This window comes from Streptomyces sp. NPDC003393, assembly GCF_053589015.1.
In genome coordinates, this window is record NZ_JBSFRB010000034.1 from 1 (window position 1) to 17,475 (window position 17,475).

The following is a 17,475-nucleotide window of genomic DNA, read 5'->3' on the forward strand; positions in this document are numbered from 1 at the left end:
GGCAGCGCGGCGGCCACGGTGTGGTCGATGTCCGCCGGCAGCGGGGCGAGGTTGCGGGCCTCCACCGCGGTGTACTCGGCGAGGGTGCCGTTGCGCGCCCAGTCGGCCAGGCCGAACACCCGCTGTCCGACGCTCAGGCCGGTGGTGCCGTACCCGAGCTCCACGACGACACCGGACAGCTCGTGCCCGGGCACGCTCGGCGTCCTGTCGCGGCCGGCGCGATCGGTCCAGGTGGCGGGCCAGTCCAGCTCACCGGGGGTGAAGCCGGCGGCGTGCACCCGCACAATGACGTCGTTCTCGGCCGCATGGGGGTGGGGGAGGTCCACCAGGGACATCCCGGCGAGACCGGCGTTGCGGTCCCGCACCGTTATGGCTTGCATACAGGTCCTCACTGAGGGGAGGCACGATCGGGGCGCACGGCCCGCTCGTGCGAAGGGCTCAGGGCGGCTGCAGGTGGATGTATGAAGTGCTGTGCGATCGATCTCACCTGGTCTCGCGTCTTTGCGCGTCGTCGCCTTGCGTTCTCATCAGGGAGACGAGGCAGCCCCTCTGGGTGTGACAGTCAGACGCGCATGAGTTTGTCGGGATTGAGGACCCTGCGGTAGGCGGTGATCAGACCCTTGGTGATCTGGACCGTGTCGACCGAGTAGACCCGGCCTTCCCGGTGGAACACGAGGGCGAGCTCGCCGCCGACCTCGGCGAAGTCGATGCGGTCCGGGCGATACTGGCGCCCTGTACGCACCATGACCGCGGCGACGCGCTCGCCGCCGTGGATGAGTTTGCGTGCCGCGGGGATCTTGCCGCCGCCGTCGGTGACGTAGAGGGCGTCCGGGTGCAGGAGCCTGACCAGACCGGCCAGGTCCCCGGACTCGTAGGCGGCGCGGAAGACCGTCAGGACGCGTTCGCGCTCCGCCTTCGACGCCTGCGGTGCGGACTGCTTCGCTTTGGCCACCCGCCGTCGCGCCCGCGAGGCGAGCTGCCGGGCCCCCGGCACGGAGACATCCAGTACGTCGGCGATCCTGCCGAACTCCAGACCGAAGACATCGTGCAGGACGAAGGCCACCCGCTCCGGCGGGCTCAGCTCTTCCATGATCAGGAGCATCGCCGAGCTGACGGACTCGTCGACGAGTACCGGCTGCGACGCGTCCGGCCCTGTCAGCAGCGGCTCCGGCAGCCACGGCCCGACATAGGTCTCCCGGCGGAAGCGCGCACTCTTGAGGATGTCGTACGACCGTCGTGCGGCCACCGTCACCAGCCAGGCCCGCAGATCACCGACGTCCCGCAGGTCGGCTCCGGCCGCCCGCAGCCACACGTCCTGGGTGACATCCTCGGCATCGACCACCGTTCCCAGCAGCCGGTAGGCCACGCCGAAGACCGCGGGCCGGTGCCTCTCCCATTCGGCTCCGAGCGGATCCTGCTGCCCAGACCCTCCGGGCCCGTGCCCGTCACCCATACGGATCGCGACCTCCTCCAGCTTGCGGATGCAGCCTAGCCGTTGCGGCCCCGAGGATCTGCGGACAGCCCCGCAGCAGCGAGCCGGCCCGCTTGGGCGCGGCGGTGGTACGTCCTGATCCAGCTGCTCCCGGATGCGCCGGCCGTCATGGCGCCTTGATCAGCTCCGCCAGGGAGCGCGCTTGATGCGCTCGACCGTGGTCGTACGCCGGAAGCCGGGAATGAAAGTGCTCCAGCACATCCGAGGTCAAAGTACCATTCGTGGTCTCCGGACGGTGCCTGAGACCGTCGACGAAGGCCTGCAGGAACTCGTTCTTGAAGTCGTCCCGCGGATGGACGGCGGTGGTCTCGTCCACCTGACCCCGGTCCAGCTCCGCGATCGCCGTTCACACCACATCCGCGCCCGCTGCCGGGCCGGCCGTGTCGAACCCGACGCGATCCACGTCCGTGACGGCACCACCTAGGCATCTCACGCGGCTCTTCCACGACCGGGTGTCCACGACTCCGGCCCGGTATGTGGAGATGATCCGGTTCGACATGGCGAAGGCTCTGCTCGACCAAGGACATACCGCGACGCGGTCGGCATCCCTTGCCGGATTCCCGAACCACGAGAGCATGCGGAGGGTTTTCGTGCGGGAGGTGTCGCTCAGCCCGCCGCCTATCAGCGGCACTTCGGCACCACGCGCCGGGCCGGCGAGGGGCGGCAGGTCACGGAGCGCAGACCGTGATGAGGGTCTCCACCTCCTCGGTCAGGGCCCGGGCCAGCCGGTTCAGGTCGGGGACGGCCTTGGCGTCGGCGACGAGCCCGTAGTGGACCTGGCCCCGGTAGGTGGAGATGGCGACGGCCAGGGACTGGCCGCGGGCCAGCGGCGCGAAGGGGTAGACCTCGGTGAGCGGGTGGCCGCCGAGCCGCAGGCCGAAGCCGGGCAGGGGCACGCTGGTGACCAGGATGTCGAACCAGAGCCGGGCGGCCTGCCCGACGAGCGGACCGCCGAGCCGGTGGCCGAGGGCCGGTACATGGTCGGCGAGGAGCGCGACGGCTCCCGCGCCCCGGTTGGGGCCCGCGTCCTTGTTGCGGTCCATGGCGGTGCGCACGGCGGCGAGCCTGCGCAACGGGTCCGGGACGTCGACGGGCAGTTCCATCAGATAGCCGGAGAGCCGGTTGCCCTGCGGGTTGGCGGTGCGCGAACGGCGCCGGGAGACCGGGATCAGGGCGCGGGGTGCGACGCCGTCGCACCGCTCACCGCGCTCCTCGAGCCAGTTGCGCAGGGCGCCGGCGACGACCGCGATCAGTACGTCGTTGACGGTGCCGCCGACCTTCTTGCGCACCAGGTGGACGTCGTCGATGTCGACGACCACGCCGGCGGTGCGCCGGGTTCCGGTGGGCTCGGCGGTGAGGGCGGGCGTGGAGCGGGTGACGAGGGTGGAGCGGGCGACGGAGGCGCCGATGTCCAGGGCGCGGCCGACGTCGGAGAACGCGCCGCGCACCATCCCGGGCAGTCTCCGCACGGCGGGCAGCAGGCCGCGCGGGGGTTCGGCGGGCCGGGGCCGGCGCTCGGGGAGGTCCATCGGGTCGAGGACGGCCGCGGCGAGGGTCAGGGCGCGCAGTCCGTCCGCGAGGGCGTGGTGGAACTTGAACAGCACCGCGAAGGAGACACCGTCCTCGCCGGGCAGCACATGGGCCTCCCACGGCGGGCGGTTGCGCTCCAGGGGGCGCTGCATGAGGCGGCCGGAGGCCGCGTGGAAGTCGGTGACGGGGGCATGCAGCCGGACGTGGTTGAGCGGGTCGAAGCAGGGGTCGGGTTCGCGGGTGGCGCCGCCGAAGCCCAGAGGCTGCCGCAGTGGGTGGGCGAGGGACTGCCGCAGGCCCTGACCGAGGGACTGCCGCAGGCCGAGGGGACGCCACACGTCGCGGATGCGCATGCGCAGTCCGGGCACGGCGGCGGCACGGGCGGCCAGCAGATCGGCCGCGTGCGCCCCGGCGGTGGGCGAGTGGGCCGAGAAGACCCCGAGCGCACCGAGGTGCATCGGATGGTCGGCGGACTCGATGTTCCAGAACGCCAGGTCGAGTGGAGCGAGCAGGTCAGAAGTCAATGGCTTGCCTCGCGTCGACGGTGGGTGAGGGTGCAGTCAACCGCGTGCAACCGATTACGGTCAAGTACGATCAGGCTACGCTCAGTTAACACCAGATTAAGTCCCACGCCGCGGAGACGGGGCGGGACACCAGCGACACGGCGGAAAGTCACCTCGGACCGTTCACCCGGACGTCCCGCACGGTGCGCTCGGGACCCTTCGGCACCCGGACCTCGCGCGGTTCGGCGGCCCGGGCAGCGGCGGCGGGAACGGCGGACAGCGTGGACGCTGTCACCGCTCCCGCCACGCTCGGGCGGAGCGCCGCAAGCAGGCGCCAGGGCCCCTCTTTTGCGGGAAGACCTCCGGTGGAGACGTCGTCCCCCGCGTGATCGGGTCCGAGGGTCAGCCGGCCGGGCATCCCGCGGGTGCCGCCCGCGACGCGTCGCGGATGAGCGCCCGCTGGGCGGCCCCCACCCGCGCCGCGTCCGGCTTGAGCACCGCGCGGTCGTAGGTCAGCAGACCGTTGAGCTCGCCCTCGACGTCGCTGATCTGGGTGTAGACGGCGCCGTTGCTCCCGCGGCACACCAGTGCGCGCACCTCGTCGAGCTTCGCCAGGTAGTCGTCGGTGTATGTCGCCGGGTCGACGTCGACGTAGCTCTGCTGCACCGACCAGGCGTGCCCGGGCACCGCCAGGCCGAGTCCGCCGTACTCGCCGCTGACCAGGGCACGCTCACCGTCCGGGTGCGGCGGCAGGGCCGGTGACGGGTAGCCGTGCTCGTCGATGACGTCGCCGGCGCCACCGTCGCTGCCCAGGTTGACGCCGGACATGCCGTTGACCAGCCGGGTCGGGTCCCAGGACTTGGCCTGCCGGGCGATGCGGGCCTCGTCGTACTGGCCCCAGCCCTCGTTGAAGGTGACCCACATGACGACCGACGGGCTGCTGATGTGCTCGTCGATCATCTCCTTCATCTCCCGCTCGTACTCGGCCCGAGCCGCCGCGGACGGGTCGACGCCCGCGGTCATGGCGGGCATGTCCTGCCAGACCATCAGGCCGAGCCGGTCGGCCCAGTAGAACCAGCGGTCGGGTTCGACCTTGATGTGCTTGCGGACGGCGTTGAAGCCGAGCTGCTTGTGGATCCTCAGGTCGTAGGCCAGGGCCTCGTCGGTCGGCGCCGTGTACAGGCCGTCGGGCCAGAAGCCCTGGTCCAGGGTGGCCATCATGAAGATCGGCTTGCCGTTGAGGACCGTGCGCGGGACACCGTCGACGTTCTCGACGGCGATGGAGCGCATCCCGAAGTAGCTGCCGACCTCGTCGGCGCCGACCCGGACCTTCAGGTCGTACAGGAACGGGTCGTCGGGCGACCACAGGTGCGGGTCGTGGATCGTCAGGGTGAGCGGGCCGCCGGTGCGCCCGCGAACCGTGGCGACCGGGCGCCTGCCGTCGTACGCCGTCGCCGTCACGGGTACGCCGTCGCGGACACCGCGGGCCGCGACGGCCAGCGTGCCGTGCGCGACATCCGGGGTGAGCACGAGCGAGTCGACGTGGTCGGGGGCGACCGGCTCCATCCAGACGGTCTGCCAGATGCCCGAGGTGGGCGTGTACCAGATGCCGCTCGGGTCCAGGCGCTGCTTGCCCAGCGGCGGGTTCTCCCCGCCGGCCGCGTCGGTCGGGTCGTACACGCCGACGATCAGCTCCTGGGTGCGGCCGGGCTTGAGCGCGTCGGTGATGTCGGCGCTGAACCTGTCGTAGCCGCCCTGGTGTTCGGCCACCTTGGTGCCGTTGACGTAGACGTCGGCCTTCCAGTCCACCGCGCCGAAGTTGAGGCTGAGCCGCTTGCCGTGCCCGATGTGCCAGCCCGCCGGGACGGTGAAGGTGCGCCGGTACCACATCCGGTCCTCGTGCCGTTCGAGACCGGAGAGCTGGGACTCCACCGGGTAGGGGACGAGGATCCGTTCGGGCAGCGTCTTCCCCACGGGCGGCTGCTCGCCGGCCTCGGCGGCGGCGAACTGCCAGCGGCCGTTGAGGTTCTGCCAGTCGGGGCGGGTGAGCTGCGGGCGCGGATACTCGGGCAGAGCGTTGTCCGGGCCGACCTGGCCGGCCCACTTCGTGCGCAGCTCGTACGTGGAGCGGTTGGGGCCGCTGCTCCAGAAGGCGCTCACGGCGGTGCCGTCGTCCGACGTCAGGCCGCCCTGGCCGTCGTAGCGGACGTCCGCGGCGCCCCGGGCGGTGCCGGTCCTGTTGCCGACGACCGGTTCCTTCAGGGCCACCAGCAGCGCGCGCGGGTCGGCCGGGTCGGGCCGTACGGCGCCCAGCGGCCAGGTGGCGCCGCCGATCACGGCCCGCAGATGGCCGGTGAGCGCGGCGGGCGGGGCGGCGAGCCGCTGCGCGAAGTCGAGCTTCAGGGTGCGGCCGTCGCTGAGGACGGTGGTCGCGATCGCGCCGTCGTAGTCGTAGCCCTCGGGCAGCAGGAACGCCGACTGCGGGACGGGCTCCTTGGTGCCGCCGGGCTCGGTCCAGCGCACGTGGAGGTTGGAACCGCCGTAGTGCTCGAAGTACTCGACCTTGATGTCGTAGGCGGTGCCGGCGGTCAGCTCCACGGGGGCGGATGTCTGTTCCCTGTCCCAGTCGTCGACCCAGTGGTCGATGGTGAGCTTTCCGTCGATCCAGAGGCGGAAGCCGTTGTCGCCGGTGATCGAGAAGGTGTGGGCGCCGGTCCGCTGCGGGACGATGCGGCCGGTCCAACGGGCGCTGACGTCGTCGGACCTGCCGGTCGCGGCGGCCAGGCGGGGTTCGAGGTTGTCGAAGTCCAGGGCGGGGTCGAAGGTGGTGGCCTTGAGCTCGGCGAAGTCGAAGGCTCCGGGGGCCGACTGGGTGTAGTACTCGCCCTTGAGTCCGTGGATCTCCACGGGGTCGTCACCGGGGGCGGCGGTCGCGCCGGGCGCCGCGGCGAACGCGGCAAGGCTCAGGGCCGCTGCGAGCAGCAGCGCGAGTCGGTCTCTCAGACGTCTGGTGCGCACGATCCTCCTCGTGGCGAAGGAAGCTGGCGGCTCTTGTTCGCTATCACTGAGCGTGATGTGCGGGATTGTGCGAACTGGTGCGGAATAACGTTGTCACGCTCCTGCGCGTACGTCCAGGGACATGACAAGAACGTCCGGGCGTGTGGCCGGAACAGGCAGGCTTCGCAGGCTTCGGACGCGGCGCGCGCCACCGGAGATCCCAGTGGACCCCGGGCTCGTGGGGAGCAGCACCATGAGGGCGTCGCTTCCAGGTCGCGCCCTTCCGCACGACGCGTACTCCCCGTGCGGAAGGAGGTGAACGGGATGCCCGAGGTCTCGCGCCGGACCGCCACCCGGGGCGGCGGCGACCACGGCCCCGTGGCCGAGCGCTCCGAGGACCTCGACCCCGACGCGGTGGACTTCCTCACTTCCGCGTACGTGCGTGCGGTCCAGCCCGTGCGAGGAGGTGGACCGGGCCGGCGCGGTCACCCCTGAACCACGTCCCGCCGCTGTGCGGCTGACGGCCGACCGCGGGGAACGTCTCCCCCGACGCGGCTCCCGGCCGGAACACCTCCCTGCGGCGGCTACGGCACCCGCTGGCCCTTGCCCAGGGCGATGACCCCGCCCTTGGACACGGTGTAGAGCTCCGCGTCCCGCTCCGGGTTGACGCCGATCGTCGCGCCGGGCGGCACCTCGACGTTCTTGTCCAGGACCGCCCCGCGCACGACCGCACCCCGGCCGATGTGCACGTTGTCGTGCAGCACGGAGCCCTGGACCACCGCCCCCGGGTCGACCCGGACGCCCGGGGAGAGCACGGACCGGGTGACCTGCCCGCGGATCAGGCAGCCGGCGCTGATGATGGACTCCCCCGCGATGCCACCGGCGTTGAACCGGGCCGGCGAGAGCTGGTTGGAGTGCGTGTAGACGGGCCAGTCGCGGTTGTACAGGTTGAACGCGGGGCGCTCGGCGATCAGGTCCATATGGGCGTCGTAGTAGGCGTCGAGCGTGCCCACGTCCCGCCAGTAGCCCTGGTCCCGGCTGGTCTCACCGGGCACGTGGTTGGTGCTGAAGTCGTACAGCTGCGCCTCGCCGCGCTCGGTGAGCTGGGGCAGGATCGAACCGCCCATGTCGTGCACCGACCGCTCGTCCTCGGCGTCCCGTTGCAGGGCGTCGATCAGCGCCTTGGTGGTGAAGACGTAGTTGCCCATGGAGGCGAAGACCCGGTCGGGGTCGTCGGGCAGACCCGGCGGTTCGGCGGGCTTCTCCAGGAACCGGTGGACGGTGCGCCCGTCCGAACCGGGCGTGATCACCCCGAACGACGACGACTCGGTGCGCGGCACCCGGATCCCGGCGACCGTCACCCCGGCGCCGCCCTCGATGTGCTGCCGGAGCATCTGCCGCGGGTCCATGCGGTAGACGTGGTCGGCGCCGAAGACCGCCACGTAGTCGGGCTGTTCGTCGTAGATCAGGTTGAGCGACTGAAGGATCGCGTCGGCGCTGCCCAGGTACCAGCGAGGGCCGAGGCGCTGCTGCGCGGGGACCGGGGTGACGTAGTTGCCGAGCAGGCTCGACATGCGCCAGGTGGTGGTGATGTGCCGGTCCAGCGAGTGCGACTTGTACTGGGTCAGCACGCAGATGCGCAGGATGTCGCCGTTGACCAGGTTGGACAGGACGAAGTCGACCAGGCGATACGTTCCGCCGAAGGTGACCGCGGGTTTCGCGCGGTCCGCGGTCAGGGGCATCAGGCGCTTGCCCTCCCCGCCCGCAAGGACGATCCCGAGGACCGAAGGTCCACCACGCCGCATGGCCGCTCCCCTCACCCGGTTGAACCAGTACTGCCCCTGAGCAGGGAGGACTAAGCCTGCTTGAGGATCTCCTCGTACAGCCGCACCGTGCGCCGCGCGACCGCGTCCCAGCCGAACTCCGTCACCGCCCGCCGCCGCCCTGCCTCACCCATCCGGCGCGCCCCCTCCGGATCGCCGAGCATCGTGTCGAGGGCGCGGGCGAGGCCCGCCTCGAAGTCGTCGTCGACGTCGACGAGTACCCCGGTCCGTGCGTCCTCGACCACCTCGGGGATGCCGCCCACGCGGGACGCCACGACCGGCGTGCCGCAGGCCATCGCCTCCAGGTTGACGATGCCGAGCGGCTCGTAGACCGAGGGGCAGACGAAGACCGCGGCATGGGTGAGCAGCTGGATCACGTCCGGCCGCGGCAGCATCTGCGGGATCCAGTGCACGCCCGCGCGGACCCGGCTCAGCTCCTCGTACAGCTCGCGGAACTCCCGGTCGATCTCGGGCGTGTCAGGTGCCCCCGCGCACAGCACCACCTGCGCTGCCGGGTCGATGTCCCGCACGGCGCGCAGCAGATGGGGCACGCCCTTCTGGCGGGTGATGCGGCCGACGAACAGCACATAGGGGCGGTCCGGGTCGAGTCCGATCCGGGTGAGGGCCTCAGTGCCGTGGTCGGGGCGGTAGAGGGCGGTGTCGATGCCGTTGTGGACGATGTGGACGCGGGCCGGGTCGAGGGCCGGGTAGCAGCCGAGGATGTCCTCCCGCATGGCGCCGGAGACGGCGACCACGGCGTCCGCCGCCTCGATCGCGGTGCGCTCCGCCCAGCTGGACAGCGCGTAGCCGCCGCCGAGCTGCTCGGCCTTCCAGGGGCGCAGCGGCTCCAGGGAGTGCGCGGTCACCACGTGCGGCACGCCGTACAGCAGCTTGCCGAGGTGGCCGGCGAGGTTGGCGTACCAGGTGTGGGAGTGGACCAGGTCGCAGCCGTCCAGGCCGGCGGTCATGGCGAGGTCCACGGAGAAGGTGCGCAGGGCGTCGTTGGCTCCGTCCAGTGCCGGCCAGGGGCGGTGGCGTACGACGCCGTCCGCCTTGTCCGCCGAGGACGCCTCGCCCCAGCAGTGCACCTCCAGGTCGACCAGGCCTCTCAGCTCCCGCGCCAGGAACTCGACATGGACGCCCGCACCGCCGTACACGTCCGGCGGGTACTCCCGGGTCAGCAGTCCCACTCGCACCCGCAACCCCCTGTCTCGGCGGCCCCGTCGTCTCGTCGTGGCCGGTCGCGTGCGCCGGCCGTCGTCCGCAGACCGCTGCTCGTCGGTCGCTCGCTCGTCGTCGGCCGCTTGCCGGTCGCTCGTCGTCGATCGCTTGTCGGTCGCTGATCGCCGGGTGTGTCCCGCCGGTCGCCCTCATGGTCACCCAGATGCGGCGCGCGCGGAAGAGCGCGGGGCTCGTGTGAAACAACAGTCGCCGCAGACACCGCCGCCGGGGACCCGGTAGTACAGGCAGCAGCTGCGTCGGCGGAAGCCCGTGTCGCCGAGGGTGCCCGTCCCGGCGAGCAACGGGTGGGCGAGCAGCCGTGCGGCCAGATCCCGGGCGTGGTCGCTGGCCCGGGGGCGACCGTGGTCGTGCGCGAGCCGGGCCAGTTGGCGGGCGGCGCCGGCCAGCGCGGAGGCGGCGTTGCCCCGCGCCAGGCCCGGGGCGAGGCGGTGGCGTGCGCGCAGGGCCGCCGACAGGGGCCGCAGGTGACCGTGCAGGACGGCGTCCGCGAGGGTGTCCGCGTCGGCGGGCAGCCCGCGCACCGAGGTCAGCCACAGGTCGTCGGGGGCGCTGCCGGTGGGGTCCCAGCGGAGCAGACGCGGGTCGAGGTCGGGGATGCGCCCGTACAGCACGGCACAGCCGAGCGCCGCCGACCACAGCCGGGCCATGAGCGCCTGCTGGGCCACCGACGCGGCGACCCGCGGCTCGGGGGCGCGGAGGGAGGCGGCCACCGTGCGGACGCGCACCGCGAGGGGATGCTCGGCACTGCCGCCGGCCGCGTCGCCGTAGGCATGGGCCAGGGCGGGCAGCGCGGCGCACGGCGGCTCGCCCGTGCGCAGGACGAAGAAGCCGCCGAGGGAACGAAGGCCGGCGAGATCCGGGTCGAGGTTCACGAGAAGCAGTACTACCAAGGCCCTTACGGGGATCCACCAGGGGGCGTCCACCCTGTGTCGCCCACCCACGGGAGGACGGAGCGTGATCCGTACTCCATCGGCAGTATGACCCATTGCGTGCTCAGGGACGACGACGCGAGGAGATCAGCACGGCAGGCTTGTAGACCATGGAAGCCGACCCTTCGCCGCGCCGGGCCCGCCGCCCCCGCGTCCCGCAGAGGAGCAGCTCATGAGCGCCCTCGCGGTGTCCGTGCTGCTGTCCCTCGTGTCCGCCGTCGCCTACGCCGGCGGCGCGATCGTGCAGGAGCGGGTCGCGGTGTCCGCTCCCGGCGAGCAGTACGCGCCGCTGCGCCGGCCCGCCTGGTGGGCGGCGGTCGCGCTGAACGGCCTCGGCGCGCTGCTGCATGTGGTGGCGCTGGCCTGCGGCCCGCTCAGCCTGGTCCAGCCGCTGGGCGCCCTGACCATCGTGTTCGCGCTGCCCATGGCCGCCCTCTTCGTCGGCCGCCGGGCGGGGGCTGCGGCCTGGCGGGGCGCCGTCATGGCGACGGTGGGTCTGGCGGGTCTGCTGTCGCTGGTGGGCGCGTCCGACACGCAGTCGCTCGGCGCCGCGCAGCGTCTGGCCGTGGCCGTGGTCACCGGTGGTGCGGTGGTGGCGCTGACGGTCGCGGGCCGGGCCGCGCACCGGCACCCGGCGGTGCGCAGCGTGCTGCTCGCCACCGGCTCCGGCATCGCCTTCGGCATGTCCTCGGTGTTCACCAAGACGGTCGCGGTGGACTGGAGCGACGGTGTCTCGGCGGCGGATCTGCCGTCCCTGGCCGCGATAGGCGTCCTGGCCACGGCGGGCATGCTGCTGTCGCAGGCCTCGTACCGGGGCGGCGGACTGGCCGCGCCGCTGGCCACGCTGACGGTGGTGAACCCGGTGGTGGCGGCGGCGGTCGGCATCACGATGTTCGGGGAGACCTTCCGTCACGGCACCACCGGCACCGCGCTCGCCCTCGGCTGCGGCGTGGTGGCCACCGGCGGCCTGATCCTGCTGACCACCGAACGCCTCGTGCGCGCGGGCCGGTCGCTGCCGTCCGGTGAGACGGCTCCGGGAGGTCTGCCGTCGACGGGAGGCCCGACGCCGGAGGAGCGGGTCCTGGAGGAGGTACCGGCCACCGGGGCGGTGCGGAACGGGACACGGCCGCCCCAGGTTCCCGATGCCGGGCAGGCCGGCACGGAGCCGACGGACACCTTCGTGCCCGCCGCTCCGTCGCCCGAGGCCGCGGGCGTCGGGGCGGCGCGGGGCGCCGGGGCCGTGGGCGCCACGACGGCTGACGCCAGGGCGGCAGGTCCCGTGGCCACGGCGGAGTCCGGTCCCGGGCCGGGCGGCGAAGGGTCCCTGTCCTCCGGCGCGTTCCACGGCGGCCCGTACTGGGCCGGCCCGCTGTGCGGCGTCCCCCTCTACGGCGCGGCGTACGTGAGGTTCTACGGCGGGGCGTACGTGACGATGCCCCTCCTGGACCGGCGCCGCGCCGGCGCCGGCGCCCGCGTCAGATCGTGACGCCGCCGGCCCGGAGATAGGCGACCGGGTCGATGTCCGAACCGAAACCGGGCCCCGTCCGCACCTCGAAGTGCAGATGCGGGCCCGTCACGTTGCCCGTGGCCCCCGACCGCCCGATGCGCTGCCCGGCGGTGACCGTCTGACCGGCCCGTACGGAGATCGCCGACAGGTGCCCGTACTGCGTGTAGCGGCCGTCGGCGTGCCGGATCACCACCTGGTAGCCGTAGGCCCCGCCCCACCCGGCGTCCACCACCCGGCCCGCTCCGGCCGCGTGCACGGACGTCCCGGTGGGCACCGCGAAGTCGACGCCGGTGTGGTAGCCCTTCGACCAGTGGGGTCCCGCCGCGCGGTAGCCCGTGCCGAGCGGGCCGCGTACGGGGGCGACGACGGTGTGCGAGGCGGTGTGCGAGGCGGTGTGGGGGCGACCGGTCCTGCTCGTCTCGCTCCGGTCGTCCCTGGTGGGGGGCTTCGTCCCGGTCCGGCGCGGCGGACGCGTGGCAGTGGAGCTCTCTTCGGTGGCGGGTCGGCCCGTGCGGGCCGGCTGGGCCGTCCGGCCGGTGCGCAGGGAGAGCCGCTGGCCCGGCAGGATCAGATCCGGGTCGTCGCCGACCGTGGCGCGGTTGGCCGCGTACAACTGGTGCCAGCCGCCCCTGACGTGACGCTCCTCGGCGATCCCAAAGAGGGTGTCACCGCGGACCACCGTGTACATCTCGGCCCGTCCGGCGCGGGACTGAGGAGTGGCCTGCGGCCGCACGTCACGCACCGAACTCCCGCCGCGCCCCGCGCCGTCGGAGCCGTCGTGGCCCCTGGAGCCTCTGCCGCGGCCGGAGCCGTCGGTGTCCGCGGTGCTCGCGCCGTCCCGGCTGTGCGCGGACCGGGCCGCCGCGGCGTCCGGGTGGACGTCGGGGTCGCCGCCGCCGCGGGTCAGTCCGGCCCGCCCGGAGCACACCGGCCAGGCGCCGGGGCCCTGGCCGTCGAGCACCTTCTCCGCGATCGCGATCTGCTGGTCCCGGGTGGCCAGGTCGGCGCGCGGCGCGTACCGCGTGCCGCCGTACGCCTCCCAGGTGGATCCGGTGAACTGGAGGCCGCCGTAGTAGCCGTTGCCGGTGTTGACGCTCCAGTTGCCGCTCGACTCGCAGGCGGCGACCTTGTTCCAGGTGGAGGCGTCGGCCGCGTGTGCGGCACCGGCGCCGACGAGCGGGAGGGCCATGCCGGCGCCGCCCGCCGTGACGGTGAGCGACGCGCGGTTGATCCTGTTCGGCTGGTACCGGCGGTGCCGGCCGCGTGCGGCCATGTCGAAAGCCCCCTCGCCATGCGTCAGGAGGGGCAAAAGTAGATGCCGCGAACGAGCCATGACAAGACGGCTGTCAGCCGCATCGACGGCACAAGTGGCCGATACGGGGCTTCCGTTGGCCGGATCGGCTGGTTTCACCGACCGGTTCGGTCGTGTCCGCGCTGAGGCGACGTACCGGTGCGATACGTAAGGAAGGATGTCGTGGACGTGCCGCCCGGCGGGCCGGGCGCGGATGTGCGGTGACCGTGCGGGCACGCCAGGATGGTCGAAGGGGTTCCAGCCGATGATCCACCGGATTCCTTGAGGAGCAGGCGGTATGAGCACAACAGCCCAGATCGGCGTGACGGGGCTCGCGGTCATGGGCCGCAACCTCGCCCGAAACTTCGCGCGCAACGGCTACACGGTCGCGCTGCACAACCGGACGGTGGAGCGGACGCACGAGCTGGTGAAGGAGTTCGGCCACGAGGGCGACTTCGTCCCCGCCGAGACCGCCGAGGAGTTCGTGGCGGCGCTGGAGCGGCCGCGCCGTCTGGTGATCATGGTGAAGGCGGGCGAGCCGACCGACGCGGTGATCCGGGAGTTCGCTCCGCTGCTGGAGCCCGGTGACATGATCATCGACGGGGGCAACGCGCACTTCGCGGACACCCGGCGCCGCGAGCGTGAGCTGCGCGAGCAGGGCATCCACTTCGTCGGCACGGGCATCTCCGGCGGTGAGGAGGGCGCGCTGCACGGGCCGAGCATCATGCCGGGCGGCTCGACCGAGTCGTACGCCTCACTGGGCCCGATGCTGGAGAAGATCTCCGCGAAGGCGAAGGACGGCGCGCCGTGCGTCACCCACATCGGCCCGGACGGTGCCGGTCACTTCGTGAAGATGGTGCACAACGGCATCGAGTACGCCGACATGCAGCTGATCGGCGAGGCGTACCAGCTGCTGCGCGACGTGGCCGGGTACTCCCCCGACCGGATCGCGGAGATCTTCCGCACCTGGAACACGGGACGGCTGGACTCGTACCTGATCGAGATCACCGCCGAGGTGCTGTCCCACGTGGACGCGGCGACGGGCAAGCCGTTCGTGGACGTGGTGGTGGACCAGGCCGAGCAGAAGGGCACGGGCCGCTGGACGGTGCAGATCGCCCTCGACCTGGGCGTGCCGGTGTCGGGCATCGCCGAGGCCGTCTTCGCGCGCTCCCTGTCCGGGCACGCGGCGCTGCGGGAGGCCTCGCGCTCCCTGGCCGGCCCGACGTCCTCCCCGCTGCCCGAGTCGGAGGCGGCGGCGTTCGCCGACCGGGTGGAGCAGGCGCTGTACGCCTCGAAGATCGTCTCGTACACGCAGGGCTTCCACGAGATCGCGGCGGGCAGCGAGGAGTACGGCTGGGACATCGACCTCGGGGCCGTCGCCGCCATCTGGCGCGGCGGCTGCATCATCCGCGCGGCCTTCCTGGACCGCATCCGCGCCGCGTACGACGGCCGGCCCGATCTGCCCAGCCTGCTGTCCGACGAGACCTTCGCCCAGGAGATCGCGGCGGCCCAGGACGACTGGCGCGAGGTGCTGGTCGCGGCGACGCGGCAGGGCGTGCCGACGCCCGGCTTCTCGGCGGCACTCGCCTACTACGACGCCCTGCGCGCCGAGCGGCTGCCGGCCGCCCTCACCCAGGGCCAGCGTGACTTCTTCGGCGCGCACACCTACCGGCGCGCGGACCGGGACGGGTCCTTCCACACGCTGTGGGGCGGTGACCGCTCGGAGGTGAGCGCGTAGGAGCGGGCTGGCACGGAGTGGACGGTGGGCGGCCCGGTGGGCGCCCACCGTCGGCGTGCGAGGGAAAGGCCTCTGATTCCCGCCTCTCAGCTGAGGGGCGGCCCCGGCTCGGGATTCGGCACGGGTTCCGGACCCGGTGGAATCGGGGACGGGGAGGGCTCGGGCGGCGGCCCGGGCTGTGGCGGTGTGGGCACGGGACCCGGCGGGGTCGGCTCAGGGGGCGGGGTCGGCGCGGGGCCCGGCGGTGGTCCCGGTGCCGGGGGCGGTTCGGGGACGGGATGCGGCTCCGGTACCGGATGCGGCTCGGGGGCCGGTTGCGGCTCGGGGTGCTGGGGGTCCGGGCCCGGTGTGGGTGGCGGCGAGACAGGGTCGGGGTAGGGGTTCGTCATGGCGTCCGTCCTCCAGCCAGTCGTTCGACATCGGCTCTGGACTACTCCCCCGCCTACCCGACGCCCGCCCGGCCAGTCACCCGGGGGCACGAGCCCGACGACTCGGCTGGGCTCATGGGGCGCGGGCGTGGGTTCGGCCGCGAGTGGCGTGCGTCGGCTGCCCGAACTCGGCGGCCTTCGGGCGGTAGGGAGGCTCATCGGGTGACGGACGCTCGTCGGGTGACGGACGCCCGTCGGGTGACGACCGCCTCCGAAGGCTCGGCTGCGACCGAAGGCTGGGCCGGCCCCGAAGGCTCGGCTGCCTCCGCGATCCGGCCGCTCGGGCATCCCGTGGGCCCGGAGGCGATAGGCGATCTACCGGCCGGACCCCCCGGACGGCACCGGCTTCCAGCCCGGCCGCGGGGTCTCACTCGCCCTCGCCGCTGCCGCGAGTCCGGGGCGGGGGCTGGAGAGGGTCGGGACGCATGTGGTGGTGAGGCGCTGGGCCGGTGCCATGGAGGCCTGGGCGAGGACGATCACGTCGGCGTCGGCGGGGCCGATCGCGTCGGCCGCGCTCGCCACCTCGCGGACGTACCCCTCGGTGTCGCCCGCCTCGAAGCGCTCCCAGGCGCTGTCGACGAGAACGGGACGGACACTGACGGACCGCCCGGCGCGGCGCGCCTCGTCCTCGATGAGCGCGACGGTCGGTGCCAGGGTGCTCTCCACCGTGGCGACGACGACCACGCGGGACCCGGTGGCCACCGCCGCGGCGGCCATGGGCCGGTCCACCCGCAGCACCGGCACCTGAACTCCCGCGCCGAGCGTCTCCGCGACACCACCGATGGTCGAGCAGGTGCACAGCACCGCGCGGGCGCCCCCGGCGACGGCACGGTCCAGCGCCGCCCGCACCTCGTCCGCCATCGCGTCCGGGTCCTCCCGGCGGGCCCGGCACAGCAGTTGCTCGTCGACGAAGTGCCGCAGCCGCAGGTGCGGATGGTGCTCGTCGCGCAGCGCGTCGAAGACCGGGACGTGCACCGGCGAGGTGTGCAGCAGAGCGACCGACGTCGGGCCGCCCACGGCGTTCAGAACCGCTCCGGATGCGCCGCGAGCCAGGCCTGTGCGGCTTCCAGCAGCTCGGGATCGGCGGCCGGGGCCTCCTCCGGGTGGCGTTCGGCCCAGGTGACGACGTAGGGGCACAGCGGGGCCACGGTGGTGTCCTCACGCCGTGCCAGGGCGTACAGCTCTCGCGTCAGCGAGCCCGCGATGCCCTTGCCCTCGTGGGCCGGCTCCACGATCGCGTGCACGGGCACCAGCGCACGCCGGGGCTCGTCCAGGAGGAAGTACTCGATCCGGCCCACCACGTCACCGTCGGCGACCGCCTCGAGGCGGCCGGCCGCTCGGTCGTCGCGGATGTCGATGCCACTCATCGGCCGGTACCTCCTGGACGTGTCGTTCGGCGGCGGTCAGGCCGGTACGGCCTGGGGGCTGCGCTGCTGGTCCGTGCCCGGTACGGGGGCGGACGGGTCGGCCCCCAGCTCCACGATCCGGTTGTCGGCGTCCACGTGCACGACCCGCGGCTTCAGCGTCCGCGCCTCGGCGTCGGTCACCTGAGCGTAGCTGATGATGATCACGAGGTCTCCGGGGTGCACGAGGTGCGCCGCCGCCCCGTTGATGCCGACGACCCCCGATCCCCGCTCGCCCTCGATGACGTACGTCTCCAGCCGGGATCCGTTGGTGATGTCCACGATGTGCACGAGCTCGCCGGGCAGCAGATCGGCGGCGTCGAGCAGGTCCGCGTCGATGGTGACCGATCCCACGTAGTGCAGGTCGGCCTGGGTGACGGTGGCGCGGTGGATCTTGGACTTGAACATGGTGCGCAGCATGTCGAACTCCTGAAAGACGGCTCCCTGCCTGCTTTTTGCAGGTCAAGGGCGTTGTTCACTGTACACCGGCGCACGTTGGAGTCGAAGATTTCGAGGAACACCGATTTCACTCGGGCAAGAAGGCTCCTCGCCTGCGCTTACGCGCAAGACCAGGCTGTTGCACCATCGGCGA

General features: G+C 72.8%; 15 protein-coding genes and 1 pseudogene. 4 read left to right on the forward strand and 12 right to left on the reverse strand.

Going from position 1 to position 17,475, the window contains the following annotated elements; genetic code table 11:
- The 3 genes from ACWDUZ_RS27405 to ACWDUZ_RS27415 form a co-directional block, all read right to left on the reverse strand.
- The coding region (locus ACWDUZ_RS27405; RefSeq protein WP_451634473.1) for an alcohol dehydrogenase catalytic domain-containing protein at positions 1 to 380 on the reverse strand (380 nt) is incomplete at its 3' end.
- Positions 381 to 562: 182 nt separating this feature from the next.
- Positions 563 to 1,453: an RNA polymerase sigma factor SigJ gene (sigJ, locus tag ACWDUZ_RS27410; RefSeq protein WP_451634474.1), complete on the reverse strand. Its 891-nt coding sequence runs from the start codon at positions 1,451 to 1,453 to the stop codon at positions 563 to 565.
- A 145-nt stretch (positions 1,454 to 1,598) separates the two neighbouring features.
- On the reverse strand, positions 1,599 to 1,808 hold the full coding sequence (locus ACWDUZ_RS27415) for a hypothetical protein (RefSeq protein ID WP_451634475.1): 210 nt from the start codon (positions 1,806 to 1,808) through the stop codon (positions 1,599 to 1,601).
- Between the two features lie 136 nt (positions 1,809 to 1,944).
- Between ACWDUZ_RS27415 and ACWDUZ_RS27420 the strand changes: the two are divergent.
- Positions 1,945 to 2,046: pseudogene (locus ACWDUZ_RS27420) on the forward strand (AraC family transcriptional regulator); the annotation flags it as partial.
- A gap of 114 nt (positions 2,047 to 2,160) precedes the next feature.
- Here the strand turns inward: ACWDUZ_RS27420 and ACWDUZ_RS27425 are convergent.
- Positions 2,161 to 3,546: a wax ester/triacylglycerol synthase family O-acyltransferase gene (locus ACWDUZ_RS27425; RefSeq protein ID WP_451634476.1), complete on the reverse strand. Its 1,386-nt coding sequence runs from the start codon at positions 3,544 to 3,546 to the stop codon at positions 2,161 to 2,163.
- A gap of 381 nt (positions 3,547 to 3,927) precedes the next feature.
- A complete protein-coding gene (locus ACWDUZ_RS27430; protein ID WP_451634477.1) occupies positions 3,928 to 6,543 on the reverse strand; it encodes a PA14 domain-containing protein in 2,616 nt (871 codons plus the stop codon).
- Positions 6,544 to 6,846: 303 nt separating this feature from the next.
- Between ACWDUZ_RS27430 and ACWDUZ_RS27435 the strand changes: the two genes are divergently transcribed.
- Positions 6,847 to 7,017 carry a hypothetical protein gene (locus tag ACWDUZ_RS27435; RefSeq protein WP_451634478.1) on the forward strand — a complete coding sequence of 57 codons (171 nt, stop codon included), beginning with the start codon at positions 6,847 to 6,849 and terminating at the stop codon, positions 7,015 to 7,017.
- 89 nt (positions 7,018 to 7,106) lie between these two features.
- Here ACWDUZ_RS27435 and glgC read toward each other — a convergent pair whose 3' ends face one another.
- From glgC to ACWDUZ_RS27450, 3 genes are all read right to left on the reverse strand, one after another.
- The gene (glgC, locus tag ACWDUZ_RS27440; RefSeq protein WP_451634479.1) at positions 7,107 to 8,327 is read right to left on the reverse strand and encodes a glucose-1-phosphate adenylyltransferase; all 1,221 of its coding nucleotides are present in this window, start codon (positions 8,325 to 8,327) and stop codon (positions 7,107 to 7,109) included.
- A 50-nt stretch (positions 8,328 to 8,377) separates the two neighbouring features.
- Positions 8,378 to 9,541, reverse strand: a complete 1,164-nt coding sequence (glgA, locus tag ACWDUZ_RS27445) for a glycogen synthase (RefSeq protein WP_451634480.1) — start codon at positions 9,539 to 9,541, stop codon at positions 8,378 to 8,380.
- Positions 9,542 to 9,721: 180 nt separating this feature from the next.
- Positions 9,722 to 10,459 (reverse strand): (2Fe-2S)-binding protein, encoded by a 738-nt coding sequence (locus ACWDUZ_RS27450; protein ID WP_451634481.1) that lies wholly within the window; start codon positions 10,457 to 10,459, stop codon positions 9,722 to 9,724.
- Positions 10,460 to 10,688: 229 nt separating this feature from the next.
- Between ACWDUZ_RS27450 and ACWDUZ_RS27455 the strand changes: the two genes are divergently transcribed.
- Positions 10,689 to 12,002, forward strand: a complete 1,314-nt coding sequence (locus tag ACWDUZ_RS27455; RefSeq protein WP_451634482.1) for a DMT family transporter — start codon at positions 10,689 to 10,691, stop codon at positions 12,000 to 12,002.
- Here ACWDUZ_RS27455 and ACWDUZ_RS27460 read toward each other — a convergent pair.
- Positions 11,992 to 13,296 carry a transglycosylase family protein gene (locus tag ACWDUZ_RS27460; protein WP_451634483.1) on the reverse strand — a complete coding sequence of 435 codons (1,305 nt, stop codon included), beginning with the start codon at positions 13,294 to 13,296 and terminating at the stop codon, positions 11,992 to 11,994. The two genes, ACWDUZ_RS27455 and ACWDUZ_RS27460, sit on opposite strands and share 11 nt — an antisense overlap.
- A gap of 316 nt (positions 13,297 to 13,612) precedes the next feature.
- Here ACWDUZ_RS27460 and gndA point away from each other — a divergent pair, with 316 nt between their 5' ends.
- Positions 13,613 to 15,052 (forward strand): NADP-dependent phosphogluconate dehydrogenase, encoded by a 1,440-nt coding sequence (gene gndA / locus ACWDUZ_RS27465; RefSeq protein WP_451634484.1) that lies wholly within the window; start codon positions 13,613 to 13,615, stop codon positions 15,050 to 15,052.
- A 743-nt stretch (positions 15,053 to 15,795) separates the two neighbouring features.
- Here the strand turns inward: gndA and ACWDUZ_RS27470 are convergent.
- From ACWDUZ_RS27470 to panD, 3 genes are read right to left on the reverse strand one after another with little or no spacing between them, the layout of a single operon-like run.
- Positions 15,796 to 16,497 carry an aspartate/glutamate racemase family protein gene (locus ACWDUZ_RS27470; RefSeq protein ID WP_451634485.1) on the reverse strand — a complete coding sequence of 234 codons (702 nt, stop codon included), beginning with the start codon at positions 16,495 to 16,497 and terminating at the stop codon, positions 15,796 to 15,798.
- 5 nt (positions 16,498 to 16,502) lie between these two features.
- Positions 16,503 to 16,847 (reverse strand): GNAT family N-acetyltransferase, encoded by a 345-nt coding sequence (locus ACWDUZ_RS27475; RefSeq protein ID WP_451634486.1) that lies wholly within the window; start codon positions 16,845 to 16,847, stop codon positions 16,503 to 16,505.
- 36 nt (positions 16,848 to 16,883) lie between these two features.
- Positions 16,884 to 17,303, reverse strand: coding sequence for an aspartate 1-decarboxylase (panD, locus tag ACWDUZ_RS27480; RefSeq protein ID WP_189902425.1), 420 nt, complete (start codon positions 17,301 to 17,303; stop codon positions 16,884 to 16,886).
- Between the last annotated feature and the right edge of the window lie 172 nt (positions 17,304 to 17,475).